The sequence below is a fragment of the Streptomyces sp. NPDC017676 genome, from assembly GCF_044329325.1.
Taxonomy (GTDB): domain Bacteria; phylum Actinomycetota; class Actinomycetes; order Streptomycetales; family Streptomycetaceae; genus Streptomyces.
This window is the reverse complement of record NZ_JBIRJA010000001.1, coordinates 339,517-366,286: the sequence shown is the minus strand read 5'-3', so window position 1 is coordinate 366,286 and position 26,770 is coordinate 339,517. Positions and strand designations below refer to the sequence as shown.

The following is a 26,770-nucleotide window of genomic DNA, read 5'->3' as shown; positions in this document are numbered from 1 at the left end:
CCCTCGGCACGACCTCGGATACGCCCACGATGAGCCGGACCTCTCTCAAGTACGCAGCCACGCTGCTGAGCGAACGTCTCACGAACAAGGAGGCGCATCTCCTGCGCGCACTCCTGCTCTCAGGGCTTGAGGGGCCGTCCGACGACCAGCGGCGTGTGCCTGAGCTCAGCCTCCGAGCCGTCCAAGCCGCTGCACAACTCCGGCAGGCCAAAGCCCAGGCGAAGGGCACTCCCGAGGGCGCTCGCGCTGTAGCCAATGCTCGCAGTCGGTTCTCACGAGCGGTCAGCAAGCTGCGTCTGGCTCTCTCCGACAGCGGACCGGTCCGGTTGCGGTCGTCCGGAGCAGCCCAAGAGCACGAAGCCGAGTTGGCATTGACCTGCCGGATCTTGGCGAACGAGCTCCCGCCCGGTCTACGCGAGCGTAGGCGCAGAAAAGTCGAAGAGCGTGCACAGCGTCGCATCCCTGGAGCCGCGGGAGCAGAGGCGACCTGGCCGCCCGTCCGGAAGACATCCCGTTTCTACTGAGCGAACAGCTGACCGCGAGCACCGCCTTGGTACCGACGGTACCGACACAACGACGGCTCGGCCGAATGCCGTTCTGGGTTGTGCGGTGGACGGTGGAGTCGAGGCGGAGTGGGGACTGCGAGGTAGTGCTTCGCCGCATAGTGGCGGACCACCTTCGCCTACCGGCGCGGCTCATACATCGGTGGACGAGCGCGAACCTGTCGTTCCGGGAAGAAGAGCAGTGCCGTTGGATCTGTATCGGCGTGCGCCGTTCCGGCGGAGCGAGTTTGCCGTTGGCGGGAGCGGCAAGGCGAAGTCCATGAGTCAGTCGAACAGCGGCACGAATCAGAGTTCCGTATCCAATCGGGGTGCGTCTGCCAAGGCCCGGCAGGCCGCGGCGAAGGCGACTGCTCCCGCGTCGCAGGCGGCGGACAAGGCGGCCGAGAAGACCGGTGACGTGGCGTCGGCCGCCGTGGATGAGGCTGGGCGTGTGGCCGGGACGAGCGCCGCGGTCGTGCACAGCGCGGCCGAGCGTGTCCAAGCCGGCCGCCAGGCCGTCGTCGCTGCCTCGGGACAGGCCGTGGCCTTCGCCAAGACGGCATGGACGGTGATCGCCCAGCGGAAGCTCCTCGCCGCCGGTGTGGGTGCCGGCTTGTCCGCGCTGGGTGCCACGTCCTACCTGGCGGGCCACCGCGCGGGGCGCCGTACGCACGGTCCGATCACTCGTCTGACCGGCGGGCGGATCTGAGCAGTACTCAGAAGCTGCGGCCGGCGGCAGCAATGACGGCCTCCACGCGGGGCGGCAACGGTACTCGGCAATCCAGCGCGGCACCGCGCAAGGGGTCGGCGGCCCGTGCCGACAACGTCCGCTCGCGTCTTCCAAGCGCTTGGTCGCAGCTTCGGGTCCCGCCGGGGGCGCCGGCCTCGCCCGCCCACCTGGGGCGAGGCATGGCCCGCCGGAATCTGCCGCCGACCGCGCGGCCCTGAGTAAACCCCTGACCGGCCCGGCCCGGACCACTGGGAACATTTCTGCTGGTCAGCCCTGCGCTACCAGGTTCCCTCACTTGGCTGAAGCCGACCGCCGCCCCGCAGCGGGTCACGGCCGGCCCCGGTTGCCCCGGAGGTTCATCGGGCAATCACCAGAAGGGGACCGACCTTGGCCGTGCAGTACCTCGGGCGTGTTGTCACGACGCTGGCCGCCGCCGCGTCCCTCGTCCTCGCGGCGCAGACGAGCGCGCAAGCCGGCGCCATGGGTTCGACGCCCGTGCGTACCTTCGAGTACAGCGTGGGCGGTATGACCGTGAAGGTGCCGACCGGTTGCATGTTCACGCACATCATCCCCGCGGCAGCGGCAGGAAGATCACGTACCAGAACGCAGGCGTCGACTGCGCCTTCGTCGCGGCCCTCAGCAGCGGCTTCTGCAACTGGCGCATCGACTTCACCTACGCCGACACCGACAACCGTACCTAGCGCACCTACCGCACCTCACGAGGCGAAACGCACAGTGAGTGCGTGATCGACCCCATGCGGAACAACTCTCCCCACACGCTGCCTCGTTATGGCAGGGCGTGTGCTCGCCTCTACGTCAACGGCGTACGAAGCGTCAGCCAGTGTCACCACATCACCAAGTGAGTCGGTCATGAGTGAGCAGGAGCGGGGCCCCGGGCGGGGGCAAGCGGAGGATGTGCGCCGGCGGTGGGCGGTGGGGGTGCGTTCGCGGTCGGGCTCGTAGGAGCCCTGGCGTTCTTCGCGTTCTTTCCCGGCCTTCCCCATGTCATCGACTGGGGAGCCGTTCTTGTGGCCCTCGGTGTGGGCGGGCTCGTGCGGTGAGGGTGTGTGGCCTGGCTGAGCAGGCGGGAGAGGTGAGAGTAGGCGCCGGACGGCAACCGCACTCGCTGCCGGCGCCGCACAGGCCCCCGCGCTAGAGTCGCCGCACGGGAGGGAGATCGCGTGCGACTTCGCTGTGTGGTGCTGGACGACTTCCAGGGTGTGGCGACCCGGTCGGCCGACTGGTCGGTGATCGAGGATCAGGTGGAGGTCGTCGCGCTGCGGGAGCACCTCGACGGAGAGGACGCCGTCGCCGCCGCGCTCGCCGAGTACGACATCGTCGTGACGTTGCGCGAACGCGTCCCCTTCCCCGGCTCGCTGATCGCCCGCCTGCCGCGACTGAAGCTGCTCATCGCCTCCGGGATGCGCAACAGCGTCATCGACTACGCCGCCGCCGAGGCGCACGGGGTCACCGTGTGCGGTACGGCGAGTTCCAGCACCCCGCCGGTCGAGCTGACCTGGGCGCTGTTGCTCGGTCTCGCCCGGGGGATCGTCCAGGAGAGCAACGCGTTGCGCGGCGACGGGCCCTGGCAGTCGACCCTCGGCGCCGATCTGCACGGCCGCCGGCTGGGCCTGCTCGGGCTCGGGAAGATCGGCAGCCGTGTCGCCCGGGTCGGACTCGCCTTCGGCATGCGGGTCGGCGCGTGGAGCCAGAACCTCACCGAGGAGCGCGCCGAGGAGGTGGGCGTGGAACTCGCCGGGTCGAAGGAGGAGTTGTTCCGGGACAGCGACTTCGTGTCCGTCCATCTCGCCCTGGGCGACCGCACCCGCGGCCTTGTCGGCGCCGCCGAACTCGCCCTGATGAAGCCGACCGCCTACCTCGTCAACACCTCCCGTGCCGCGATCGTCGACCAGGACGCGCTGCTGGCCGCGCTGCACGAGGGGCGGATGGCCGGCGCCGGCGTCGACGTCTTCGACACCGAGCCGCTGCCGGCCGGTCATCCGATGCGTACCGCGCCGCGTCTCCTCGCCACGCCCCATCTCGGCTACGTGTCCCACGCCAACTACACGACGTACTACGGCCAGGCCGTCGAGGACATCCAGGCCTACCTGGCGGGCTCCCCCGTACGACGCCTCCCCTGAGCCCGAGGGTGGACCCTGCGGCGGACCGGTCGGGTGGCCTGGGCCCGTACGCGTACGGACTGGTCAGATGACCTGGGCCCGTACGGGTACGGACTGGTCAGATGACCTGGGCCCGTACCCGTTCGGACCAGTCAGGCGGCCCAGGCCCGTACGCTGCCCGACCGGTCAAGTGGCCGGGGCCCGCACGCGTTCGGACCAGTCAGATGGCCCGACCCGTACGCGTTCCGACCGGTCAGGCGGCCCGAGCCGTACGCGTTCCGACCCGTCAGGCGGCCCGAGCCCGTACACGTACGTAGACGCCCTCGCTCCGGCGCAGCTCGTGCAGGTCCACGAGATATCGCCGGAGCGCCACATGGTCGATCTCGTCGGAGCCCTCGCACCAGGCCCGCAGGCGCTCGTTCACGACCCGCTCCGGGTAGGCGGCCCCCGGCTCGAAGGTGCGTTCCGCGATGTGCCGCAGCACCTGCTGCTTGCGGGTCCACTGGGCCGGCAACCGGAGCAGGCGACCGTCCCGGACGAAGGTGCTCACCACATCGCCCGGGGCCGGTCGCGTGGACCGCTCCGGTTGCTCCGGGCGGGCCAGTTCGCGCAGGAGGTCGCGGGCGACGGCCAGGCCGCCCTCCGGTCCGCCGGTGACGGCTCCCTGTTCGCGCAGTCTGAGCAGTGCGACGGCCGTGTCCTTGGGCGGCAGCCCCGCCGCCTCGGCGGCCTGCCGGGTGCTCCGCGCGCCCAGCGCCACGGCCGCGAAGGCCCGCAGCCTGTTCTCCTCGGCGAGCAGACCGATCAGCCGCCGCGACCGCTCACGTGCTGCGTCGGTACCGCGCCGCGAACGCTGTCGGGAACGTTGTCCGTGTCCAAACCCCGGAGGGTAGGGGCGGGGCCCCGGCCGGCGCCCGTGAACAACCACCGGATCACGACGGCGCCCGCGTTGAAAGAGTGATCCCCCGCTGGTCACCGTGACCCCCCTGGTGCGGCGCCGTTGAACGGGAAGTGCGGTGGCTGCTCCGCCGTCGCGCTTCCCGAGCTACAGAAGGAGAATGTGATGTCTCGCATCGCGAAGGCAGCCGGTATCGCTCTCGGCACCGGTGCCGTGGTGGTCAGCGGGGCCGGACTGGCCCTGGCCGACGCGAATGCCGAGGGTGCGGCTCTCGACTCGCCCGGCGTGGCCTCCGGCAACGTGATCCAGGTTCCGGTGCACATCCCGGTCAACGTGTGCGGGAACACCGTGGACATCGTCGGGCTGCTGAACCCGGCGTTCGGCAACTTCTGCGCCAACGACGGCGACCACGGCAAGACCGGCAACCCCGGCCCTGGTCACAGCGGCTACGGCAACTGAGCGGATCGGCCCCCACAGGCGAGAGCCCCGGCACTGCGAACGCCGGGGCTCTCGCCGTGTCCGGCCCGGCGCACGGGCACCGGTTGCGACACGCGCACCGGTTGCTCACGCGTACCGGTAGATCCGGCTCACGTCCTCCAGGTCGTCCGGCGTCTCGTCCCACGGCGGCAGCTTCTCGTGCCGGGCGACGACCCGCTTGTGTTGCCTGTCGGAGGTGCCGGGCGGCTCGGCCGGCAGGTAGCGGTGGTTGCGGAGGGCCCGCTGCCAGCGGTACCACTGGAGGTCGAGGAAGGCGTGGTGCAGCCAGAACACCGGGTCGTTGACCGACGCGCCGCCGAGCATCACGCCGCCGACCCAGCGGTGCACCCGGTTGTGGTTCTTCCACGAGCCGCTGCCGCTGCCGGCGCCCCAGCCCTCCAGCTTGTTGCGGAAGCCCCTGCGGACGGTGGAGTCCCAGGGCCAGGCGTCGTAGACGGGGTCGTCCAGAGCCCACTGCAGCTCGCTCCGGGTCGGCAGCCGGAGGGGTGCGGCGGAGCGGCCGAGGTCCCGGGTGAGGAACTTGCCGTCGGTGACGCCTTCCTTGAGGGTCCAGTGGCCCGCCGCATAGGCGAACGGACCGGTCATCACCTGCCGGTCGGAGCGCCGGCCGTTCCCGCCGAGCAGGTCCTTCGTCCACGGCACGGAGGCCGTCGTACGGTCCCGGGTCCAATCCCAGTACGGCACCGTCACCGAGGAGTCGACGCGACGCAGCGCACGCTCCAGGTCCAGCAGGAACCGGCGGTGCCAGGGCAGGAAGGACGGCGCCATGTGGGCGGTGCGCAGCCCGTGCTCGCCGTCGGTGGTGTAGAAGTCGATGTGCAGGCGCACGAACTCGTCGTACTCACCGCGCCGTTTCAGCGTCAGCAGCGCGTTCACGAACCGTCGTCGCTCGCCCGCGGTGAGCGTGCTGACGTTCTTACGCACGTACGCCATGCCTGCCCCCCTGGTGCGCCTGTTCCCCGGTGCCCGCGCCGAAGTGTCCGACGAACGGGCGCGGCGCCAGGTCGCGCAGCCGCCGGCCGGGCCCGATCTCGTCCACGGCGGCCCGGGTCGCCTCCAGCGGCGTCCGGTACGACGTGTAGTGGTCGATCATGCTCAGCCAGGTGCCGTCGGCCCGGCGCATCAGGTGCAGCGGGCGGCCGTCGATGGTGATCCGCCACTCGATGCCGGCCTCCTCGCGGCCTGCGGCGGGCACCAGGACACCGTGGATACGGCGGCCCCGGTAGGTCTCGTCGAAGGAGTTGCCGTTGGGGTCCTCGGCCGGTGGCGCCGGCCGGGAGGCGGCCACGAGCGGTGCCAGCGCCAGCGCGGTGGCGGAGGCCAGCAGCCCCCGCGCCATCTCCCGCCGGGACGGTCTGGCCGCCTTCGCCCCGGCCCCCCGCTCCGCACCGACCCCTGCTCCGCCCACACCGACGACCATGCTCGCTCCTCGTCCGGTTCACATGTCCGTACCGGCTAACCGGCCGGAAGCGCGCGGGGTCACCGCCAAGGAGCCATACGGCGGGTGCGGTCGTGCCCGGTCACAGTCCCGGACCCGTGCCCACGTTGCCGTCCGCGACGGTGCGTACGACCGGGGGAAGGACACCCACCTGCGGAATCGTGGCGCCCGGCAGACCGGAGTCGCGCCCGGCGGGTGCGATCAGGGGGGCGTCCAGGGACAGGCCGGGAGTGAGGGCTCGCAGGTCGCCGGTGGGTGAGTCCACGTCGACGTGGTCGAAGCCGCCCCCCAGGGGGCGCGGCAGCGGAGCCCTGGCGTCCAGGCCGGGCAGCCCGCTGCTCACCGGCAGCTGGGGCAGGGTCCGGTCGGGGAGGAGCCGGCCCGAGACGTACCGGGGTCCGTCGGGGGCGCCGGGCTTCAGCAGTGGCAGTTCGGCGCCGGCCCTGGGCACCTCCATGCCGAGCGACCGGGAGGCACCGCCCAGGGGCACGGGGACGGGGACCGTGCCGGATGCCGCTGCGGGGGCCGCGACGCCCACGGTGGCCGCGACGCCCGTGATGACGGCGGCAAGGGTTCCTCGGGTGGTCGGCTTCATGTCAGTACGGTCCCTTTCAGAATTGCGGGGGTTCTGGGTCCGTACCGGGTAACGAGCGGAAAACGCCTTCATTTCACAATTCCCCCGGGTGCCGTAATAGTCGGCTCGTCCAGAAGTCCCACCGGCGGATCGGTGTCAGCGCCCCGACCACGGCGAGGTGCGGAAGCGGGGGACCCAGGTGCGGTGAGGACGGGTGAGGGGGCGGGGCCCGCGGCTTCCGCCCGCGTACCGGAGCGTCAGGCGCGCAGGCTGCGGGCGGGCAGGTAGACGTGCGCGGCGGCGTTCGTCGTTTCCGGGGCTCCCGCGAACGCGGCCAGCTCCGGGCCCGCGACCGGCCGGCGGGGGCCGGTCGTGGGGCAGACGCGCGTGGTGAACATGAAATAGGTGTAACCGAGGTTCCCGACCGCCTCCAGCCACTCGGCGGGCGGCGTGACCTGGGTGGTGACGTTCGGCATCTGGAGGACGATCTGGCCGGCGACGACCAGCATGCTGACCTTCAGGCTCGGCCGGGTCGTGCCGTCGACGGGGTCGCCACCCACCGGCAGCCGCATGTCGTCCAGAAGCCGCGCCACGGCGGCGGACGCGCCCTCCGGCCCGCCCGGCCCGTCGCCCAGAGAGCAGGCGAGCAGACAGGGGGTCCTGCCGGCGCCCTGCTCGTTCCTGGCCATCCAGGCGAGCAGGGCGAGCGTCCCGAGGTCGGCGGCGCGGAAGGGGCGGATTGCGCTGGGTACTGTGGTCACCGCGCGACCTTATCCACGGGCCGTGGTGCGCCCTGACGGCTCGTCACCCGTCCGGAGCAGCGTCCGAAGCCACTCCACACGATCGGGCGACCTGCCCCCTCATACGCCGAGGGCCGGTTCCGCGTGGCTGCGGGACCGGCCCGTCGGGGGGCGGAGGGCGTCAGCGCTTCAGGGGCAGACCACCGAGCAGCGGCCGGTGGTTGACCGACGTGGTGACGTCCTTCAGATGGCTCAGCACGGAGTCCTTGTTCTCGGTGTCGAGCGCGTCCGACTGGTGCTGCAGCGGCATCAGGTCCTTCACCGTGGGTGGCTTCTCGGCGAGGTGGGCGAGCGCGCCGTTGACGCTCATGGGCGGCAGGTGGTGGGCGTCGTAGGCGAACGCGGGTGCGGCGACGCCGGCAAGGGCCACGGAACCGGTGACTACGGCGGCGGCCTTCAGGGACTTCATCGTGTTCCTCTCTTCGGCAACTCACGTCACCCAGGGGTCTCTGACGCCGTGCCTAACGATGTCCGGCCGGGCCGGAAACTCCGCATCGAGAAGACATATGAAATTGCCGTGCAGCCGCCGGTGAGCACAGGTCTCAGCCGGTCGCCGACTGGCTCGGCTCCACGGGGAGGCTGGGCAGTGCGGGCAGGGAATCGACGCTGGGAGCGGACGTGTCCTCGCCGAGGAGGTCCGGCCCCAGCAGGTCGAGCAGGCCGGACACCACGTCGGTGGCGGACGACAGGAGCTGGTCCAGCTGCCCGGTGACCGCCTTCACCAGATTGTCGATCGCGGTCTGCAGTGCGGAGAGCGCGTCATCGGCCAGGTCACGGGACGTGGGCGCGCTGACGGTGTGCCGCTTGGCCGCCTTCACGGTGAGGGCCGCCGGGGCACCGGAGACCGCGGGGGCGGACGGTACCGCGGAGGCGGACGGCGTGGCGGAAGCCGACGGTGATGCGGGCGCGGACGGCGTGACGGGGGCGGACGGCGTGGCGGTGGCGCTCGGCTTGGTGGGCTTCGTCGCCACCGGGGAGGTCGCCGGCACCGAGGAAGCCGCGGGTTTCGCCGTGGTCGACGGAGAAGCGGGTGCCGCGGGCTTCGCCGAGGCCGTCGGACTCGCCGGCGCGGTGGGAGTGGCGGACGCCGTCGCCTGAGCGGCGGGTTTGGACGCAGCCGCCTGAGCCGCGGGTTTGGACGCCGTCGTAGGAGTCGCGGGCTTGGACGCCGTCGTAGGAGTCGCCGCCGTGGACGTCACGGGAGCCGCGGGCTGCGCGGACGCCGCCGGCTGAGTGGGCGTCGACGGCTGGGAGGGGGCCGACGGCCGCACGGGGGCCGTCGCCTGGGCCGGAGCCGTCGGGGCGGCCGGCTCGGGATCGGTGGCGGCCCGGAGGACGGCCTGCTTCGCCGCCTCCCCCAGTCGTCTGGCCTCGTCGGCGGGCAGCTTGCCCTTCTCCAGCGACTGGGTGAGCAGGTCGACGACCGGATCGAGGGCGGGACCGGCGGTGCCGAGGTTCCTGACCTGGGCGAGCAGCCTCTCCTTCTCCGCTGCCGGGACAGGCGCCCGGGAGGCGGCGCGGTCGTGCTCGCGGGACGCGTCGGCGGCGACCGCGATCGGACCGGTGATGCCGATCAGAACAGACGCGCACAGGACGGTGGACGCGAGACGCCGGACAGGCAGATCACGCATGGGTGTTCCTTTCGGTGAACAGCGGGGGCCTGTGCCCACCGTCGATTCACCGTTCTCCGTGCGCAACCGCTCGCCTACGGAATGTGATCCATTCGGAGGAGCGCAGAACCGGCCGCCCGCCCCGCGACGAGCGCGCGAGGCGGACGGCCGGCCGAAGGGTGCGTCCCGATGTCAGTCGTTGACGCAGGCGTTGCCGAACGCGGGGTTGAGCAGGGCGATGACGTCGACGGTGTTGCCGCACACATTGATCGGGACGTGGATCGGGACCTGGATGACGTTGCCCGACAGCACGCCCGGCGACTTGGCGGCGGCGGCGCCCGCGCCGGCGTCGGCGGAGGCCACGCCGGCACCGCCGGCGACGGCCGCGACGGCGGCGGAGGTCAGGACCAGGCCCTTCGCGATACGCGACATGGAGAGGTGCTCCTTGGGATCGACACAAACATCCGAGCGGACGCCCGGCGCAGTGTCAACGCACGGCGCCGCCGGGGGTTGTGCCGCCAATGGGGTGACGTGAGGACGGAACGCCTTCACCTTTCCAACACACTTGCAGAGTTTGTCCGAGTTTGTAGGTATATCGACTACAGTTGCGGATCTCTTCAGGACGTGCGAAAGGGCACCTTCGGTCATGCGCGATCTCCTGGGTCCCCTGCTGCGGACAACGGCGGGCGCCCTCGCCTCCACCACCCTCGCCGTCCTCCCGGTCCCGACGACCCCGGCCGCGGCCCGGACGGGCACGCCGTCCTCCGCCGAGGCCACACGCCAGGTCTTGACGCCGCGTCACCACGGAGTGCAGCACGGCGGCTTCGTCCGCGCGGCCAACGCCTCCGTGAGCTGCCGCGCGTCGGAGGATTCCGCATGCCAGGCGGTGCGGGCCGGACGGACCGCGGCGAACGCCGGCCTCGACATGGTCGATGTCGACGTCGACGCCGACCCCCGCACCTACAACTCCTCCCGGGCCGAGCTCCGCGTCCCCGAGGGCGGCCGGGTCACGTACGCCCGGCTGTACTGGGGCGGCAATCCGCGCGCCGGCGAGCACGAACCGCCGCGCGCCGACGGGCGGGTACTGATCGCCGGGCCGGGCGGCGCGTACCAGGAGGTCCTCGCCGACACGGTCGAGGGTCACCGGGAGGCAGCCGGCGTGAACGCCTTCCAGGCCTCGGCCGACGTCACCCGGCTGGTGCGGGAGAGCGGCTCGGGACTGTACACCGTCGCGCAGGTCGGCATCGCCGTGGGCAGGTCCGCGGCCGGGACGTGGGGCGGCTGGACCCTGGTGGTGGCGTACGAGAACCCCGCGGAGCCGCTGCGCGAACTGGCCCTGTGGGACGGCTTCGAGGCACTGGACACCCCCGTCGACGTCCGGCTCACCGGTATGCGCGTACCGGCGGGGGCGGGCGGACGCGTCGGCCTGGTGGCGTACGGCGGCGACCGGGGCAGCGTGGGCGAGACGCTCACGCTCTCCCTCGGCCCCCGGCGTACGCCCGTCGCACTGCGCGACTCCGTCAATCCCCCGGACGACGTACTCAACTCCACGATCAGCGAACCGGGTGACGTACCCGCCCGGCGGATTCCGGCCTACGCCAACACGCTCGGCTACGACTCCGACGTGTTGGATCTCGGCCGGGCCCTGCGGCGCGGTGGTGACCAGCCCGGCTTCCGGCTCGTTTCCCACGCGGACGCGGCATGGGCCGGCGCGCTCTTCGCCGCCGTGGACGCCCGTAAGTAGGAGCCGCGTTCGCGACCGCAGTCTTGAGCGCCCCCGTGAGCGAGGTAACCCGCGCATGCACCAGCCAGCACCCGACCTTCGGCCCCGGCTCCTGCACCTCGCGCAACCCGTCGACGGCGGTGTCGCCCGGGTCGTGCTCGACCTGGCGCGGGCCCAGCTCGCGGCGGGCCTGCGCGTCACCGTGGCCTGCCCGGGCGGCGCACTGGCCGCCGGCCTGCGGGAACTGGGCGCCGACGTCCGGGACTGGCGGGCGAGCCGCTCCCCGGGGCCCGGCCTGCCGGGCGAGGTACGCCGGCTCGCCCGGCTGATCGACGAGGTCCGGCCCGAACTGGTGCACGCGCACAGCGCCAAGGCGGGTCTGGCCGCGCGGCTCGCCGTCCGCGGGCGCGTCCCGACGGTGTTCCAGCCGCACGCCTGGTCCTTCGAGGCGGTCGGTGGCGTCACCGCCGCGCTCGCCCTGCGCTGGGAGCGGTGGGGAGCGCGCTGGGCGGACCGGGTGGTGTGCGTCAGCGAGGCGGAGCGCGCGACAGGTCTGCGCGCCGGGGTGCGCGCGGCCTACACGGTCATCCCCAACGGCATCGACACGACCCGCTTCTCCCCGGCCGCCCCCTCCGGCACCGCGCCCGGCCACCCGGCTGTCCCCCCTCCCGCACCGCGGGCCGCCGCCGAGGGGCTCCCGCCGGAGCCGCCCGCACCCGGCGACGAGGGCCGCCCCCTCGTGGTGTGCGTGGGCCGCCTGTGCCGCCAGAAGGGCCAGGACGTACTGCTGCGGGCCTGGGAGGAGGTCATCGGCGTGCTGCCGCGGGCGACGCTCGTGCTCGTCGGTGACGGCCCCGACCACGAGGCATTGCGGCGACGGGCACCCTCCTCCGTCCACTTCACCGGCGCCGTCCCCGACCCCGTGCCCTGGTACCGGGCCGCCGACCTGGTGGTGCTGCCCTCACGCTGGGAGGGCATGGCGCTCGCCCCGCTGGAGGCACTGGGCTGCGGAACACCCGTCGTCCTCACCGACGTCGACGGCGCCCGGGAGAGCCTGCCGCCCGCGCTCGCCGAGCGGTGCCTGGTGCCGCCACAGGATCCCACCGCACTGGCCGGCGCGGTCACCGGGCTGCTGTCCGACCCACCACTGCGCGCGGCGCTCGGCGACCAAGGCCGTCGGTACGTCCTGTCCACGCACGACGTGCGGCTCACCGCCGAACGGTTCGCGGCGCTCTACCGCGCCCTCCTCGGCACCGCCGGCACAGACCGCGACGCCCCGGCGGCGACCGGCGGAACAACCGAGCTCGTACCCTCCGAGTGCAGGGAGTCCAACCACTCGTGACCGCGGAAAGCACCGTCCCCTCCCCCGGCGCGCAGCCATGGGACCACGGATTCTCACCCGTCTCCGTGCTGCCGGCCCGCGCCGAAGGCGGCCTCCGGTTCCCGCCGCGACGCCCGCCCGAGCGGCCCGCCTCACCGCTGCCCCTGCTCGCCACCGACCTGCTCGCCGCACTGGTGGGCGGCATCGCGCTGGACGAGGCCACCCGCCGGCCGCTGCCGGTCGCGGTGCTGGTGTCCGGCGCGCTGCTGCTGCGCCCGCCCTCCGCACGGTCGGTGCACGGCGTCCTCGACGAACTCCCCGCGGTGTGCGCGCGTATCGCGGTGGTCTGGCTGGGCCTGGCCGCCCTGCTCGCCACGTACGCCCCCGGCAGCGCCCTCACCGCTTCCACGCTGCTGCTGGGCTGCGCTCTGCACGCGGTGGCGGCCGGTGCGGGCCGGGGCGCGGTGCACTGGCGGCGCCGGGTCGCGCTGCGCCGGCACCCGCGTCCCGCCCTGGTGATCGGGCCCGTGGTGGCCGCCCGGCGGGTGGCGGCCGCGCTGCTCCGGCAGCCGGGCTGCGGGGTGCGTCCGGTGGGCGTGGTCGCGGAACACGCGGACGGCGCCGGCGGGCTGCCGGTGCTCACCACCGGTGAGGAGGTGGAGCGGGCGCTCATCCAGAACGGGGTGCGGGTCGTCCTCACCGTCCACCCGGACGTGCGCACGGAGAAGGGGCCGCTGCTGCGGGCGCTCACCGAGTCCGGGTGCACGCTGTGGGAGGTGGACGCGGACAGTCCGGCGTACGAGGTGCGCGACCAGCTCGCCGGGTTCGCCGTGCGCCGCCTGGACCTGGGCGCGCGGCGGCGGACGAGCGTGGCCAAGCGGCTGCTGGACATCACGGTGGCCGGGACGCTGCTGGTACTGATCAGCCCGCTGCTGCTGGTGTGCGCGGTGGTGCTGCGGCTCACCGACGGGCCCGGGGTGGTGTTCCGGCAGGAGCGCATCGGCAAGGACGGCCGTCCGTTCACGCTGCTGAAGTTCCGCACCCACCGCCCGGCCGACGAGCACGAGGCGGCCACCCGGTGGAGCGTGGCCGGCGAGCGGAGGATGAACCCGTTCTGCCGGTTCCTTCGGCAGGCCTCGCTGGACGAGCTGCTCCAGCTGTGGAACGTCGTCCGGGGCGACATGAGCCTGGTCGGCCCGCGTCCCGAACGGCCCTACTTCGTGGCTCAGTTCAGCCAGACCTACCCGGGGTACGCGGCCCGCCACCGCATGCAGACCGGCATCACCGGGCTCGCCCAGATCAACGGGCTGCGCGGCGACACCTCGATCGAGGACCGGGCCCGCTTCGACAACGCCTACATCGACAACTGGTCGCTGTGGCAGGACGTCTGCATCATGCTGCGCACCGCCGCCGCGCTCGTACGGTCCACGGGGAGCTGACCGATGGCCCTCACCCTGCCGTTCCACCGCCCCGTGCGGCCGTCGCCGGTGCTGCCCGTGCTGGCCGTGGTCGCGCTGCTCGCCCTGCCGGTCGCCTCCGGCGACGAGGGCGGCGCGGGTCCCGCCGACGCCGTGTCCGCGCTGGTCGTCCTCTTCTGCGCGGTACGGCTGCTGCGGGCGCGCCGCCGCCCGCTCACCCGCACCGCCGCGCTGGTCCTCGGGCTGCCGGTGGCCGGCCTCGCGCTGGCCGCGCTGCACGCGGTGGCACCGGGCGCCGGGATCACCGGGCTCGGCCGCTACCTCCAGGTCTTCGTCCTCGTTCCGGCCGCCGTCGTCCTCCTCGTCCGCGGCCGGGCCGACTTCCGGCTGCTGGCCTGGTCGGTGGTGGCCCTCGCGGGGTGGCAGGGGGCTTTGGGCGTGCACCAGTACGTCACCGGCACCGGTGCCTCCTACCAGGGCCAGGACATCCGGGCGGTCGGCACCTTCGGGGCGACGGACGTGATGGGCATGGCGACGGTGGTGTCCTTCGGGCTGGTGTGCGCCGTGGGCCTGGCGCTCGGCCGGTCCGTGGAACGGGGGCGGGCGTTCGCCGCCTGCTGCGCGCTCGCCCTCGCGGTTCCGCTCGCCCTGTCCTTCAGCCGGGGCGCCTGGATCGCGACCGCGGTCACCGTCACCGTCCAGCTGGTCCTGGCCGGCCTGCGCCGGGCACTCAAGGCGGGGGCTGCCGTGGTGGCCGCGGGTGTGGTGCTGGTGGGCGGGTTCGGCGTGGGCACGACGATGCTCCAGGAACGGTTCGACAGCATCACCCAGGTCACCGACGCTCCCGACCAGTCGGTCACCGACCGGTACACGATGTGGGCCGCGGCCGTCGACATGTGGCGCGAACGCCCGCTGACCGGCGTCGGTCTGAAGGGCTTCCCCGAGCACCGGGACGGGCACGCCTCGCTCGCGCTGTCCTCGGGCAGCGACATCGCGGGCGCGGGTGCCGCCTACCGCCGGCAGCCGCTGCTCTCCCCGCACAACATGTACCTGCTGGTCCTCGGCGAACAGGGTTTGATCGGACTGCTGTGCCTCGCGGGCTCCTGGCTCGCCCTGCTGGTGTGCGCGCTGCGCGGCCTGTGCCGGACCCGCGCGGCCGGCGGCCGGGGCCTGGACTGCGCGCTGATCGCGTGCGGCCTGCTGGTGTGGCAGCTCGTGGACTTCGTGTACGCCGACATCGGCGGCCCGTCGACCGTCCTGACGGCGGTGTGTTTCGGTCTGGTCGCCTGGTGGGCGCTGGTCGGCGCGGACCGGTCCGTTTCCTGCGGCGGCACCGCCTCCCCCGTCACACGGGAGAGCGTGACGGGGGAGGCGGCCCTGCGATGACGGTCACCCCCCCGGCCCGAAGGCGACAGCCGGCACCCCACCGGACGCTTCCGCCGCCCCACCGCGACCGAAGGCCGATGACATGACGCGCCCCGGACCCGGCGGCGCACCGGGGCCGCGGCCCGGTACGGCATACGGGCCGACGGTGGACGCGAGGAACCGGCCCGGTACGGCGCACCGGCCGACGGCGGACGCGGGCCCCGGGGCGGGCGGGGTCCCTCTGCCGGTGGCCCGGTCGGCCGAACCCCCCACGGGGGGACCCGCCCCCGCGACGGGACAGGCCCAGCTGCCGGCAGACCCCGTGCCCACCGGGGCGGACCCCGCCGCGAAGCCGTTGGGACCGCTCCTCGACCCCGCCCCCGCGCAGCAGCCGCCCGCACCGGACCAGCCGCCTCCGCCCGCTCCGGCCCGCGAACACGCCCCGCCCACCCGGCGTTTCCTCGCTCACGCCACCCTCGTCACCGCCTCCCTCTCCATCGCCGCGGCACTGCTGGGGCTGGTGCGGGACCAGTCACTGGCCCGGCTGTTCGGGGCCGGGCCGGACACGGACGCCTTCCTGGTCGCGTGGACCGTGCCGGAGTTCGCGGCCACGCTGCTGATCGAGGACGGGCTGGCCTTCGCGCTGATCCCCGCGTTCAGCATGGCCCTGGCCCGCCGCGCACGGGGCGCCCCGGGGGATCCCGTGCGGTCGCTGGTGGCCGGCACCCTGCCCCGGCTGGCCCTGGGATTCACGGCGATCGGGGCGCTGCTCGCGGTGGCCGCGCCGCAGTTCGTCGCCGCGCTCGCGCCGGGCCTGCCCGACCCCGCCCTCGCGGTGGACTGCACCCGGCTCACCGCGACGTGCGTGCTCAGCTTCGGCCTCGCCGGGTACGCCAGCGCGGCCCTCCGGGCCCACCGCCGCTTCCTGGCACCGGCCGCGATCTACGTCGCGTACAACGTCGGCATCGTCGCGGCGATGTACACGCTCGGCGGCCGGTGGGGCGTGCGGTCGGCCGCGTTCGGGGTAGCGGCGGGCGGCTGTCTGATGGTGGCGGTCCAGCTCCCCTCCCTGGTGCGGCAGTTGCGCCTCCGCCGGATCAGCGGGACGCAGGCCGGAGCCGCCGCCGCGGCGCAGCCGTTGGACGTGCCGCTGCTGGCCACGGTGCTGTTGTTCGCGCTGTGCCGGCAGTCGCAGGTGCTGATCGAGCGGTTCCTCGCCTCCGAGCTGCCCGCCGGAGCCATCTCGCACCTGAACTACGCGCAGAAGGTCGCGCAGATCCCGATGACGCTGTCCATGATGCTGTGCACGGTCACCTTCCCGGTGGTGGCGCGGGCGCTGGCCGACGGCGACACCGAGCGGGCCCGGAACCGGGTGGAGCAGGACCTGGCGCTGGCCGGCTGCCTGGTGCTGCTCGGTACGGCCGCGGTCGTGGCCTGCGCACCGCAGCTGATCGAGCTGCTGTTCCAGCGGGGCGCGTTCACGGCCCAGGACACCGCGGCGACCGCCGGGGTGATGCGGGTCTACGCGATCGGCCTGCTCGGCCAGACCCTGACCGGCGTCCTGGTCCGCTCCTACTTCTCCGCGGGGCGCGCCGCCTGGTACCCGGTGGCCGCGATGACCGCGGGCATCGTCGCGACCTCCTGGGTCGGCGCCGGGACGCTCGGTTCCTGGGGGGTCACCGGGATCGCCGCCGCCAACGCCGCCGGCATCACCGTCACCGCCCTCCTGCTCCTCGCCGGGATGCGGCGCCGCAGCGTACCCATCAGAACCGGGCCGGTGCTGCACGAGCTGAGCCGTCCGCTGCGGGCGGCGGTGGTGGCCGCCGTGGCCGGCGGGTTCGTGGGAGGGCTGCCGTCGGCACCACTCGCCGGGCTGGCCGCCGGCGGCGCCACGGTGACCGTCGTGTTCCTCCTGCTCGGCTGGGCCCTGGGCGCCCAGGGCTTCGCCTCCGCACTCCGTTCCGTACGCACCCTCACCGGAAAGCTCGCCCATGCCGTCCTTCGTTGAGTCCCCGACTCCCATCAGGCACCTCACCCCCGGCCCGGTCCCGTGGATCGCCATGTACCACTCGGTCGGCGACTGCTCCGACGACCCGTACCACCTCACGGTCAGCCCGGACCGGCTGGAGCGGCAGCTCCGCTGGCTGCGCCGGCGGGGGTTGCGCGGGGTGTCGGTCGCCGAACTGCTCGCCGCCCGGGCCCGGGGCGAGGGGCGGGACCTGGTGGCGCTCACCTTCGACGACGGGTACGCCGACTTCCTGGCCGACGCCCTGCCGTTGCTGACCCGTTGGGGATGCACGGCGACCCTCTTCGTGCTGCCCGGCCGGCTCGGCGGCGACAACGCCTGGGACCCCCTGGGCCCGCGCAAGCCGCTGCTGACCGCCGACGGCATCCGGCGGGCCGCCGCCGCGGGCATGGAGATCGGCTCCCACGGCCTCACCCACGTCGACCTCACCCGGGCCGACGACCGTCTGCTGAAGTCCGAGACCGCCGAGAGCCGGGCGGCGCTGGAGGAGCTGACCGGCACCCCGGTCACCGGCTTCTGCTACCCGTACGGCACGGTCGACGAGCGTGCCGTGGAGGCCGTACGAGAGGCCGGTTACGCCTACGCCTGCGCGATCGACCCCGGTGAGCTGACGGGTCCGCACGTCCTGCCGCGCGTGTACATCGGGCAGAACGACACCGCCGTGCGCCTGTTCCTGAAGTACCGGCTGCACCGGCTGCGCCGGCGGCCCGTCGAGGGGCTGCGGTGAAGGCCCTGCACATCATCACCGGGCTCGGCGTGGGCGGTGCCGAGCAGCAACTGCGGCTGCTGCTGCGGCACCTGCCGGTCGCGTGCGAGGTGGTGACCCTGACCAACCCGGGGGCGGTGGCCGACGGGCTGGCGGCGGACGGGGTCCGGGTGACCCACCTCGGCATGGCCGGGAACCGCGACCTGGCCGCGCTGCCCCGGCTGGCCCGGCACATCCGGAGCGGCCGGTACGACCTCGTGCACACCCATCTCTACCGGGCCTGCCTCTACGGCCGGATCGCCGCCCGGCTGGCCGGGGTCCGCGCGGTCGTCGCCACCGAACACTCCCTCGGCGACTCGCAGATGGAGGGCCGTCCGCTCACCGCGGGGGTCCGCGCGCTGTACCTGCTGGGCGAGCGGCTGGGCCGGTCCACCGTCGCCGTCTCCCCCACGGTCGCCGCCCGGCTCGCCCGCTGGGGGGTGCCCGAGCCCCGCATCGCGGTCGTCCCCAACGGCATCGACCTGGCCCGGTTCGCCTTCGACCCGGACGCCCGCCGGCGCACCCGCGACCGGCTCGGGCTGCCCGCCGACGCGTTCGTCATCGGCGGCATCGGCCGGCTCATCCCCGGCAAGCGCTTCGACGTGCTGGTCCAGGCCCTCGCCCGTCTGCCGGCCGACTGCCGGCTGCTGCTGGTCGGCGGCGGCCCGCAGGAGCCCGCGCTGCGGCGGGCCGCGCACACGGCGGGGGTCGCCGGACGGGTGCTGTTCGCCGGGGAACGGCCGTACCTGCCGGACGGATCGTCCGGGCCCGGCCTGCCCGCGCTGGCCTCGGCGATGGACGTGCTCGCCGCGCCCTCCACCGAGGAGGCGTTCGGCCTCGCGGTCGTGGAGGCGCTGGCGGCCGGCCTGCCGGTGCGCTACACCTCCTGCCCCGCCCTGGAGGACCTGCCGCCCGGGGCCGCCCCGGACGCGGTGCGGGTCCCGTGCGACGCCGGCGCCTACGCCCGCGCGCTCGCCGAGGTCCGTGCCGCCGGGCCGGGCCCGCGCACCGCTCCCGAGGCGGCCCGCCACTACTGCATCACCCGCAGCGCCGCCCGCCTCATGGAGGTCTACACGGCGGCGTTCACCCGCACGGTCCCCCCGTCCCGATCCCCCGAGGGAGTCAGCCCGTCATGACCGAGAACCATGTCCCGCTCCGCCGGACCTCCCGCCTCCGGGCGCTCCCACCCTGGTCGCTGGTGGCGGCCGGTGTCCTGGCGGGCGGCCTGCTGGGTGGCGGGTACGGCGTGCTGAAGTCCCCGGAGTACACGGCGACCAGCTATGTCGTCGCCGTCCCCGGTGAGCGCACCGACACCGCCACCGCGCTCGGCTTCGCACAGGCATACGGCCGGGTCGCCACCCAGGTGGCGGTGCTGGGCGACGCCCAGGTGTGGGCGGGGGTCCCGGTGCGCACCCTGCGCGACAGCGTGCGCACCGCGACATCACCGGACGCCCCCATGGTCGCCGTCTCCGCCACGTCCGTCCACCCGGACCAGGCCGCCGACATGGCCAACGCCGTCGCCCGCGCGCTCATCCGCCACGCCGACGCCGCCAAGGCCGACACCCACGTGGGACTCATGCAGTTCTCCCGCGCGGGGAAGCCCAGCGCGCCCAGCTCGCCGTCCCCCGCGGTGACCGGACTGGTCGGCGCGAGCGCGGGGGGGCTGTTCGGCGCCCTCGCGCTGCTGGTACGCCCGAAACGGCGTGCGGAGGAGGAGATCACCCGGTCGCCCTCGGTGCCCGGCCCGGCCGTCGCCGCCGACGTACACGGCCAGCTGTGATCTCCACGTACCCGGCGGGCACCGCGCGCCCGGCCCGCGCCACGGGACTCATCAGCGAACTCGTCACCGACGAGGAGAGGTTCGCCGCGCTGGCGCCCGCCTGGGGGCGGCTCTTCGCCCGGTGCGCCGCCGCCACGCCGTTCCAGAGCCACGCCTGGCTGCACTCGTGGTGGCTGTCGTACGGTCTGCCCGGCCGGCTCCGACTGCTCGTCGTACACGCCGGGCGGGAACTGGTGGCCGCCGCGCCGCTGATGCTGGTGCGCCGGCCGCTGCCGGCGCTGGTGCCGCTCGGCGGCCCGATCTCCGACTACGCCGACGTGCTGCTGGACGACGGAGACAACGGGCGGGCGGCCGGCGCGCTCACCGACGCGCTCACGGTCGCGGCGGGCACCGCGCTGATCGACTTCCGCGAGGTACGTCCGGGCGGCGCGGTGGAGCGGATCTACGACCGCTGGCGCGGGCCTCGCCGCACGGTGGACGACTCGTTGTGCCTGGAACTTCCCGCCGCGCCCATGGACGAGCTGATCGCCCGGCTGTCCTCGGGCAAGGCCGGCCAGCGGGCGCGGGCGAAGCTGCGCAGGCTGACCGCGCTGGGTGTCCAGCGGCGGGCGGTGGGCCCGGACGAGGTGGACGCGGCGATCGGCCGGCTGCTGGAGCTGCACCGACTGCAATGGCAGGACCGGAAGGTGACGAGCGAACATCTGCGGCCCCGGTTCCGGAAGCATCTGGTGCGCGCCGTGGGCCCGATGGTGCGTTCCGGGAACGCGGTGGTCACCGAGTTCCGGATCGGCGACGAGGTGGTGGCCGTCGATCTGACCCTCCTGTCGGGCAGCCTGGCCGGCGGATACCTGTACGGCGCCCATCCGGACCTGCGCCGGCGGAAGGTGGACGTGGCGGTGATGCTGCTGGACGCCTGCGCCGAGTACACCGGCGGCAGCGAACCCCGCACGCTGAGCCTGCTGCGCGGCGACGAGCCGTACAAGCGGCACTGGCGGCCCGAAGAGGTCGCCAACAGACGGTTGCTCATGGCCCGGTGGCGCACCGCGCCGCTGCTGATGGCCGCGCTGTGCGACGCGAACGCCCGGCAGCGGGGCAGGGAAGTGCTGCTCCGGTGGCGGGAGCAGGCCCAGCGCTGACGGCTCCGCGTCCGTCAGTCGAAGGGGACGCAGAATCGCTCGCCGAGCCAGTACTCGGTCCAGTCGCCCAGGACGGGAGCCGGGCAGCCGTTTGGGGGACCGGTGGTGAGCACCGGCTCACGTGCGGGCGCCGGAGTCGGCGTGGGCGCCTGGGCCGGCTGCTCGGTGCGGCCGTACAGGGCGGCCCGGTAGATCCGGGACGAGCGGGGGTTGGCCGAGCACTGCCACACGCCGTGCGGGCAGTAGTCGGTCAGCGTGTTGTACAGCGGTTTGTGCTCGTCGATCCAGGCGAGCATGCGCCGCATGTACTCGGCGTTGTCACCGTTGCGGAAGAGCCCCCATTCCGGATAGGAGATGGCCTTGCCGTGGGCTTTGGCGAAGTCCACGTGCTGCTGGAGGCCGTAGGGCTCGGTGACCTGCTCGTCGAAGGACAGTCCGCTGGGCTGGTCGTAGGAGTCCATGCCGATGATGTCGACCGTGGCGTCCCCGGGATAGCACTCCGTCCACGGAACGGCGTCCCGGCCACGGCTCGGCGTGAAGTCGAACCGGAAGTCCTGTCCCGGCACCGAGCGCATGGTGGCGACGATCCTGTTCCAGTACGTCTTCCAGGCCCCGGGGTCCGGTCCGCAGCGGTGGGTGTAGGTGGTGCCGTTCATCTCCCAGCCCAGCACGATCACCGTGTCCGGCACCTTCAGCGCCACCAGCCGCTCGGCCAGGGCTCTGAAGTGGTGGTCGAACGCGCCGGTCGCGGCCTGCCGCAGCAGCCACCGCACCTGGTCGTCCGAGAGGTTCTCCTCGTTGCGCTCCTGCATCGGCACATTGAGCACGAGCGTCCGGTCCGCCTTCTCACGCCGCCACTGCGCCCATACGTCCAGGAAGCCGGGCGCCCCCTCGATGTCCCGCCAGCGCCCCCCGGGCAGGTAGGTGTGGGCGACCTTCAACTCGGTCCCGCCGAGCCAGTGACTCAACCCGGCCATGCGAGCGACGCCCAGCGGCCCGGAGTCGAGGAACGCCCCGAAGTCCGCGACGGGGCGGCCGGAGCCGGGAGGCACGGGGGTCTGCGACGGCGTCGGGGGGAGGGGGACCGAGGGCGAGTCCGGCGTGGGCGACGGCGGGGGGAGTGAGGGGGACGGCACTGCGGGGGTCGTCGGGGTCGTCGCCGGAGTCGTCGTCGCCGGAGTCGTCGGGACGGCGGCCCGCGAGGGTCCCGGGCGGTCCACGGCGAGCCCTGGGCCGGCCGCCAGGGTGGCCGACGCGAAGAGCGCCGCCGCGAGGACGGTGGCCGGCCGCCCGGTCCGGGCCCTGCGCTGTTGCGGAGCCATGCCCGCTCCTTTCTGCACTCGCCACTCGATGTCGCGGCGTCGCGTCATCCGGCAACCGAGCACGCAGTCATATCAATACGACTGACGCCGGTACGGATATCGCTTTCCGCCCGCCGAACCCCCGCACGGGTGAACGGGCGCACGCTGCCCGGGCAAGCGGGCCCCGGTCGGCGCGGGACCGGTCCCCGCGCGCTGGGAGGCGGCGCCGGACACGGCGGGTGTCGGAGTGGTGAGGCGCAGGACGCGGGGGCATGCCGCGACTGCGAGGCGTGGGCGCGGGCACGTGACCGGCCGCGAGTGCCGAGGCGCGAGACGCGTGGAGCCACCACGGGCCGGGCACGGGAGCACGATGTGCGGCGGGCAGCGGAGCGGCGCCCGGGTGCCGGGCGCCGGGTCCGGCACCCTAGCGGCGGGAGGCGGAACGGCCACGCCGGTACAGGATCACCCCGGCGGCGATCAGGGCTGCGCTGGCGGCCGACGTCGCGATCATCGCCGGACGGGCACCACCGGTGTGCGGCAGCGTGGGCGGCTGCCCGGGGGACTCCGAGTCCGTCGAGCCACCGTACCCGGGGGCCTTCGAACCGCCGTGTCCGGAACCGTCCGTGCCGGCGTGACCCGAGTTCTCCGCCCTCCCGCGACCCGAGTCGTCCGAACCACCGTGGCCGGGACCGCCCGAGCCGCCGTTCCCCGGGTCGGCGGGTTCTTCAGCGGGACGGCCGGCGCCTTGGTCCGGTCGGTCGTGGGCCGTCGTGGTGGCGCAGGAGTCGGCGGATGCCGGGTTCGACGCCGTGGCCGCGTCGACCGGGTCGCCGCAGGCGTCGACCGGGTTCGCGGGATCCTGGGTGCCGTCCCCGGACAGCACCCCGGCGGAAGCCTGCCCGACACCCTGCGCCCGGGAGTCGGCGAGTGCGGAGCCGCCGTACACGGACAGCACGCCGGCCGCGACCGCGGCCAGGGACATGCCCTTGCGGAGTGTCTGTCGCAACCTCGTGGTCATTTCTGCTCGGAGAAGAGGGAAAGCCGGCCCCGGAACGCGGATTCGACGGATCGGCGGTCCGGGGCCGGCCAGTCCGCAGCCGGGGGCTGGTATTCAGTGTCGCGTCGTCACTTCTTGTGGATGTCGCCGTTGATGCAGGTGTTGCCGGCCGCCGGGTTCAGCAGAGCGATGATGTTGATCGTGTTGCCGCAGACGTTGATCGGAATGTGGATCGGGACCTGGACGACGTTTCCGGAGAGGACGCCCGGGGAGTGCGTGGCGACACCATTGGCCTCGGAGTCGGCGAAGGCGGGTCCGGCCAGCCCCAGGGCCAGGATCGCGCCCGTAACGACAGCAGCGGTCTTCTTCATGGATGTTCCCTTCTCTGGGGTCATGCCCCAATGACGGCCAGAACCGTGTGAGCACGACGTGAACGGTCGCGGCACGGAACGAGAGATAGACACATTGGAAGGCCGCAGAACGCGGAAAGCGCGAGAATCACCCGATCGCACTCATTTCTCACGCGCTCTCCCTCCTCCCGTTTTTCACGAAAAGAGCCCGGGCGGTCCGCAGACGGTGTGGCGGACGGCCCGGGCCGGCAGACCGGCTCAGCTCTCGCCGTTGGCCGAGAGGACCGACAGGTCCTCCAGGACATGGGAGAGCGCGCCGTCGCGCTTGGCGTTCGTGGAGTTGTCGGAGCACTGCTGCTGCAGGTGGTCCGAGAGAACCGGGATGTCCTGGATGGTGCCGCCGATGGCCGCGTCGACGGCGACGTCGACGTCCTGGACTCCGACGCACGGCTTGTTGAGCGAGCCCTGCACCAGGGAGAGCTGCGGGCTCATGTTGCCCTTCGTCGCCGAGTTGCCGAACGACGACACGGCGCCGTTCCCGTTCGCGACGGTCGGCCCGTCGTCGTTGCCGATGGCAAGCGCCTGCGGCGCGGCCGCCACCGCCATTCCCACGACAGAAGCGGCGGTCGCGGCGGCGACCATTGCCTTCTTGAGCACTTCGCGTTCCTTTCCTCGTAACGACGCATGCCCTACGGCCTCATCAACCCGGCGCATCGGGAATGGTTCCGCTGATTCACTCGGTTGGAGCGCGCACGTCTTGAGGATGACGGGGGGTCGCCGATCGGAAAACCACACCACCAGTCCACCTCGTCGGCCGACAGGGTGAAGGGGAGAAACCGCTGGGAGAACGAGGAGTTGACCAGAACGCTCCGGTGGACGGGGTTTCTTCAGAAGGGACTGGCCAGTGATCAAGAAGATTGTTGCCACTGCGGCCGTCGCCGCTTCCGCCATGGGCGCCTCCGCCGCCGCGGCACCGCAGGCGCTGGCACTCGGGAACGACGACGGGCCGACCGTCGCGAACGGCAACGCGGGATGGCAGAACTACGGCAACTCGGCCACCTACGGGAACATGAGCCCGCAGATCGCTCTGATCCAGGGCTCTTTCAACAAGCCGTGCATCGCGGTGAACGACCTTCCGGCCTCCGTCGACGCGGCCGTCGGCGGCGCGCTCCAGGATGTTCCGATCCTGTCGGACCACATGCAGCAGCAGTGCACCGAGAACTCCTCGAACGTCAAGCGCGACGGCGCGCTGGCGCACCTGCTGGAGGACGTGTCGATCCTGTCCGAGAACTCCGAATCCGGTCGCTGATCCCGGTCCCTGGAGCGGGTCGCCGAATCCTCGGCGGCCCGCTCCGGCGTGTCCGCGGCACGGCGGCGTGTCAGCGCCGGTACAGCGCCTCGATCTGCTGCGCGTACGCGGCCGTCACCGCGTGCCGCTTCACCTTCAGGGACGGCGTCAGCAGCCCGTTCTCCTCGGTGAACTCGCCCTCGACCAGTGCGAAAGCGCGGATCGACTCGGCACGGGAGACCGCCTTGTTGGCGTGGTCGACCGCTCTTTGCACCTCGGCGCGCAGCCGCTCGTCGCGCACCAGCGTGGACAGCGGGGTGTCCGGTGGCAGCTTCCGTACGGACAGCCAGTGGGCGACCGCCTCCGGGTCGAGGGTGATCAGTGCGGCGACGAAGGGCCGGTTGTCGCCGACGACCACGCACTGGCCGACGGGTGAGCGGCTGCGCAGCCGGTCCTCCAGGACGGCCGGCGAGACGTTCTTGCCGCCGGAGGTGACGAGGATGTCCTTCTTGCGGCCGGTGATGCCGAGGTAGCCGTCGTCGTCCAGCGCGCCGAGGTCACCGGTCGCGAACCAGCCGTCGTGCAGGACGGCGTCCGTGGCGGCGGGGTCGTTCCAGTACGACGCGAAGACCACCCCGCCCTTGATCAGCACCTCCCCGTCGTCGGCGAGGCGCACGGAGACGCCCGGCACCGGCCGGCCGACCGTGCCGGGGCGCGGACTGAGCGGCGGCACGATCGTGGCGGCGGCGCTGGTCTCGGTCAGGCCGTAGCCCTCGTAGACGACGATGCCGGCCGCGAGGAAGAAGAGGTTGAGGTCGCGGTCCAGCGGGGAGCCGCCGCTGATGGCGTACCGCATCCGGCCGCCCAGCTCCTTGCGGATGCGGCGGTAGACCAGCAGGTCGTACAGCGCCCACGCGGCGTACAGGCCGGGTCCCGGGCCCTTGCCGGTGCCGGTGCCGAGGAACTTCCGCAGGTGGGCCTCGCCGAAGCGGACGGCGACGCGTTCGGCGCGGTCGAAGGAGGCGGCCCGGCCGAGTTTCTCCGCGGTGGCCCGCCCGGTGTCGTGGATCTTCTCGAAGAGGTACGGCACCCCCACCAGGAAGGTGGGCCGGAACTCCTTGAGCGCGGGCCGCAGTTCGTCGGGTTTCACGCTCGGGAAGTGGCCGGTCTCGATGCGGGCCAGCAGGCAGGCGAGCTGGAGGGTGCGGCCGAGGATGTGGGCGAGCGGCAGGAAGAGCAGGGTGGACGCGGTCTGACCGGTGACCGCCTGGAAGACCGGGTGCAGCAGCTCGACGGTGTTGGCCGCCTCGGCGTGGAGGTTGGCGTGGGTGAGGACGCAGCCCTTGGGGCGGCCGGTGGTGCCGGAGGTGTAGCAGAGGGTGGCGATGGTGTCGGGGCCGAGCGCCCCGCGCCGCTTGGCGAGTTCGTCGTCGGGGAGGTCCCGGCCGAGGACGGTGAGGTCGGTGAGGGCGCCGGCGTCGAGTTGCCACAGGCGCGGGGGGCGCGGATGGCCTGCCGTGCCGGTGGTGACGGTGGCGGCGTTCGCGGCGGTCTCGGTGACGACGAACCTGGCCCCGGAGTCGCGGACGATCCACTCGACCTGCTCGGCGGAGGAGGTCGGGTAGACCGGCACGGACTGGCCGCCGGCCGCCCAGATGGCGAAGTCCAGGACGGTCCACTCGTAGCGGGTGCGGGACATCACCGCGACCCGGCCGCCGGGTTCGAGCCCGGCGGCGACGAGCCCCTTGGCGACGGCGGCGACCTCGGTGGCGAAGGCTGCCGCCGTCACCGGGCGCCAGGCGCCGCCGCGGTCACGGCGGCGCAGCAGCACCGCGCCGGGGGTCTCGGCCGCGTGCCCGAACGGCAGGTCGGCGAGGGAACCGGTGGTGAGCGGGGGTGCCAGGGGCGCGGCGCGCACCTCGCGGACCGTGCCCGTGGCGTCCCGGACGATCTCCACCGCGGCGCGGTCCGCGAGACCGGTGCGCTGCCGTGCCCGTTTCAGATCCCTGCGTACGCCCATGACGGCTCCCGGTGGCGGTGCGTGGCCTGCCCAAGGTTCTTACCGAAGGGTCAACTTACTCACAAGTAAGAAAGAGTCAATGGGGCCCAC

The 26,770-nt window shown here is 73.3% G+C and carries 27 protein-coding genes; 14 read left to right on the top strand and 13 right to left on the bottom strand.

What is annotated here, in order from left to right; all coding sequences use genetic code 11:
* The first annotated feature begins 822 nt into the window (after positions 1-822).
* The 3 genes from ACH4LD_RS01640 to ACH4LD_RS01630 all read left to right on the top strand — a co-directional run bounded on the left by ACH4LD_RS01640 (position 823) and on the right by ACH4LD_RS01630 (position 3,413).
* Entirely contained in the window at positions 823-1,251 is a 429-nt protein-coding gene (locus tag ACH4LD_RS01640) for a hypothetical protein (RefSeq protein WP_398053212.1), read from the top strand.
* 569 nt (positions 1,252-1,820) lie between these two features.
* A complete protein-coding gene (locus ACH4LD_RS01635; protein WP_398053211.1) occupies positions 1,821-1,973 on the top strand; it encodes a hypothetical protein in 153 nt (50 codons plus the stop codon).
* A 480-nt stretch (positions 1,974-2,453) separates the two neighbouring features.
* Entirely contained in the window at positions 2,454-3,413 is a 960-nt protein-coding gene (locus ACH4LD_RS01630; protein WP_398053210.1) for a D-2-hydroxyacid dehydrogenase family protein, read from the top strand.
* A 265-nt stretch (positions 3,414-3,678) separates the two neighbouring features.
* On the opposite strand, the gene ACH4LD_RS01625 is transcribed toward ACH4LD_RS01630, so the two are convergent.
* Entirely contained in the window at positions 3,679-4,152 is a 474-nt protein-coding gene (locus tag ACH4LD_RS01625) for a DUF2087 domain-containing protein (protein WP_398053209.1), read from the bottom strand.
* A gap of 303 nt (positions 4,153-4,455) precedes the next feature.
* Between ACH4LD_RS01625 and ACH4LD_RS01620 the strand changes: the two genes are divergently transcribed.
* On the top strand, positions 4,456-4,749 hold the full coding sequence (locus ACH4LD_RS01620) for a chaplin (protein ID WP_132786195.1): 294 nt from the start codon (positions 4,456-4,458) through the stop codon (positions 4,747-4,749).
* Positions 4,750-4,854: 105 nt separating this feature from the next.
* Here the strand turns inward: ACH4LD_RS01620 and ACH4LD_RS01615 are convergent, their stop codons facing one another.
* From ACH4LD_RS01615 to ACH4LD_RS01585, 7 genes are all read right to left on the bottom strand, one after another.
* Entirely contained in the window at positions 4,855-5,721 is an 867-nt protein-coding gene (locus tag ACH4LD_RS01615; protein ID WP_398053208.1) for a tyrosinase family protein, read from the bottom strand.
* Positions 5,705-6,208 (bottom strand): tyrosinase family oxidase copper chaperone, encoded by a 504-nt coding sequence (locus tag ACH4LD_RS01610; protein ID WP_398053207.1) that lies wholly within the window; start codon positions 6,206-6,208, stop codon positions 5,705-5,707. Before ACH4LD_RS01610 ends, ACH4LD_RS01615 begins: the two co-directional genes overlap by 17 nt.
* A 100-nt stretch (positions 6,209-6,308) precedes the next feature.
* Positions 6,309-6,821, bottom strand: a complete 513-nt coding sequence (locus tag ACH4LD_RS01605) for a hypothetical protein (protein WP_398053206.1) — start codon at positions 6,819-6,821, stop codon at positions 6,309-6,311.
* Between the two features lie 236 nt (positions 6,822-7,057).
* Positions 7,058-7,561: a DUF5949 family protein gene (locus ACH4LD_RS01600; RefSeq protein ID WP_132786191.1), complete on the bottom strand. Its 504-nt coding sequence runs from the start codon at positions 7,559-7,561 to the stop codon at positions 7,058-7,060.
* A gap of 160 nt (positions 7,562-7,721) precedes the next feature.
* Positions 7,722-8,009: a hypothetical protein gene (locus ACH4LD_RS01595; RefSeq protein WP_103810305.1), complete on the bottom strand. Its 288-nt coding sequence runs from the start codon at positions 8,007-8,009 to the stop codon at positions 7,722-7,724.
* A 133-nt stretch (positions 8,010-8,142) separates the two neighbouring features.
* Entirely contained in the window at positions 8,143-9,231 is a 1,089-nt protein-coding gene (locus ACH4LD_RS01590) for a hypothetical protein (protein ID WP_398053205.1), read from the bottom strand.
* Between the two features lie 171 nt (positions 9,232-9,402).
* Positions 9,403-9,642 (bottom strand): chaplin, encoded by a 240-nt coding sequence (locus ACH4LD_RS01585; RefSeq protein ID WP_398053204.1) that lies wholly within the window; start codon positions 9,640-9,642, stop codon positions 9,403-9,405.
* Positions 9,643-9,856: 214 nt separating this feature from the next.
* Between ACH4LD_RS01585 and ACH4LD_RS01580 the strand changes: the two genes are divergently transcribed.
* The 9 genes from ACH4LD_RS01580 (at position 9,857) to ACH4LD_RS01540 (ending at position 20,724) form a co-directional block, all read left to right on the top strand.
* Entirely contained in the window at positions 9,857-10,954 is a 1,098-nt protein-coding gene (locus tag ACH4LD_RS01580) for a DUF3344 domain-containing protein (protein ID WP_398053203.1), read from the top strand.
* A gap of 55 nt (positions 10,955-11,009) precedes the next feature.
* Positions 11,010-12,275, top strand: coding sequence for a glycosyltransferase (locus tag ACH4LD_RS01575; RefSeq protein ID WP_398053202.1), 1,266 nt, complete (start codon positions 11,010-11,012; stop codon positions 12,273-12,275).
* Complete coding sequence (locus tag ACH4LD_RS01570) at positions 12,272-13,693, top strand: exopolysaccharide biosynthesis polyprenyl glycosylphosphotransferase (protein ID WP_398053201.1); 1,422 nt, start codon at positions 12,272-12,274, stop codon at positions 13,691-13,693. Before ACH4LD_RS01575 ends, ACH4LD_RS01570 begins: the two co-directional genes overlap by 4 nt.
* Positions 13,694-13,696: 3 nt before the next feature.
* Positions 13,697-15,058: an O-antigen ligase family protein gene (locus ACH4LD_RS01565; RefSeq protein ID WP_398053200.1), complete on the top strand. Its 1,362-nt coding sequence runs from the start codon at positions 13,697-13,699 to the stop codon at positions 15,056-15,058.
* A 301-nt stretch (positions 15,059-15,359) separates the two neighbouring features.
* Positions 15,360-17,045, top strand: coding sequence for a murein biosynthesis integral membrane protein MurJ (gene murJ / locus ACH4LD_RS01560; RefSeq protein WP_398053199.1), 1,686 nt, complete (start codon positions 15,360-15,362; stop codon positions 17,043-17,045).
* Positions 17,029-17,790: a polysaccharide deacetylase family protein gene (locus tag ACH4LD_RS01555; RefSeq protein WP_398053198.1), complete on the top strand. Its 762-nt coding sequence runs from the start codon at positions 17,029-17,031 to the stop codon at positions 17,788-17,790. Before murJ ends, ACH4LD_RS01555 begins: the two co-directional genes overlap by 17 nt.
* Entirely contained in the window at positions 17,787-18,944 is a 1,158-nt protein-coding gene (locus ACH4LD_RS01550; protein ID WP_398053197.1) for a glycosyltransferase, read from the top strand. Before ACH4LD_RS01555 ends, ACH4LD_RS01550 begins: the two co-directional genes overlap by 4 nt.
* Entirely contained in the window at positions 18,941-19,588 is a 648-nt protein-coding gene (locus ACH4LD_RS01545; protein WP_398053196.1) for a lipopolysaccharide biosynthesis protein, read from the top strand. The genes ACH4LD_RS01550 and ACH4LD_RS01545 overlap by 4 nt, the downstream gene beginning before the upstream one ends.
* Positions 19,585-20,724 carry a GNAT family N-acetyltransferase gene (locus ACH4LD_RS01540; RefSeq protein ID WP_398053195.1) on the top strand — a complete coding sequence of 380 codons (1,140 nt, stop codon included), beginning with the start codon at positions 19,585-19,587 and terminating at the stop codon, positions 20,722-20,724. Before ACH4LD_RS01545 ends, ACH4LD_RS01540 begins: the two co-directional genes overlap by 4 nt.
* A 14-nt stretch (positions 20,725-20,738) precedes the next feature.
* Here the strand turns inward: ACH4LD_RS01540 and ACH4LD_RS01535 are convergent, their stop codons facing one another.
* The 4 genes from ACH4LD_RS01535 to ACH4LD_RS01520 all read right to left on the bottom strand — a co-directional run bounded on the left by ACH4LD_RS01535 (position 20,739) and on the right by ACH4LD_RS01520 (position 24,029).
* Positions 20,739-22,046: a glycoside hydrolase family 26 protein gene (locus ACH4LD_RS01535; RefSeq protein WP_398053194.1), complete on the bottom strand. Its 1,308-nt coding sequence runs from the start codon at positions 22,044-22,046 to the stop codon at positions 20,739-20,741.
* A 403-nt stretch (positions 22,047-22,449) separates the two neighbouring features.
* Entirely contained in the window at positions 22,450-23,031 is a 582-nt protein-coding gene (locus ACH4LD_RS01530) for a chaplin (RefSeq protein WP_398053193.1), read from the bottom strand.
* A gap of 119 nt (positions 23,032-23,150) precedes the next feature.
* Positions 23,151-23,393, bottom strand: a complete 243-nt coding sequence (locus ACH4LD_RS01525) for a chaplin (RefSeq protein ID WP_132786180.1) — start codon at positions 23,391-23,393, stop codon at positions 23,151-23,153.
* Positions 23,394-23,630: 237 nt separating this feature from the next.
* Positions 23,631-24,029: a rodlin gene (locus tag ACH4LD_RS01520; protein WP_364862449.1), complete on the bottom strand. Its 399-nt coding sequence runs from the start codon at positions 24,027-24,029 to the stop codon at positions 23,631-23,633.
* A 247-nt stretch (positions 24,030-24,276) separates the two neighbouring features.
* Between ACH4LD_RS01520 and ACH4LD_RS01515 the strand changes: the two genes are divergently transcribed.
* Entirely contained in the window at positions 24,277-24,681 is a 405-nt protein-coding gene (locus ACH4LD_RS01515; RefSeq protein WP_132786178.1) for a rodlin, read from the top strand.
* Between the two features lie 70 nt (positions 24,682-24,751).
* On the opposite strand, the gene ACH4LD_RS01510 is transcribed toward ACH4LD_RS01515, so the two are convergent.
* Positions 24,752-26,680: an AMP-dependent synthetase/ligase gene (locus ACH4LD_RS01510; RefSeq protein ID WP_398053191.1), complete on the bottom strand. Its 1,929-nt coding sequence runs from the start codon at positions 26,678-26,680 to the stop codon at positions 24,752-24,754.
* Positions 26,681-26,770 lie beyond the last annotated feature (90 nt).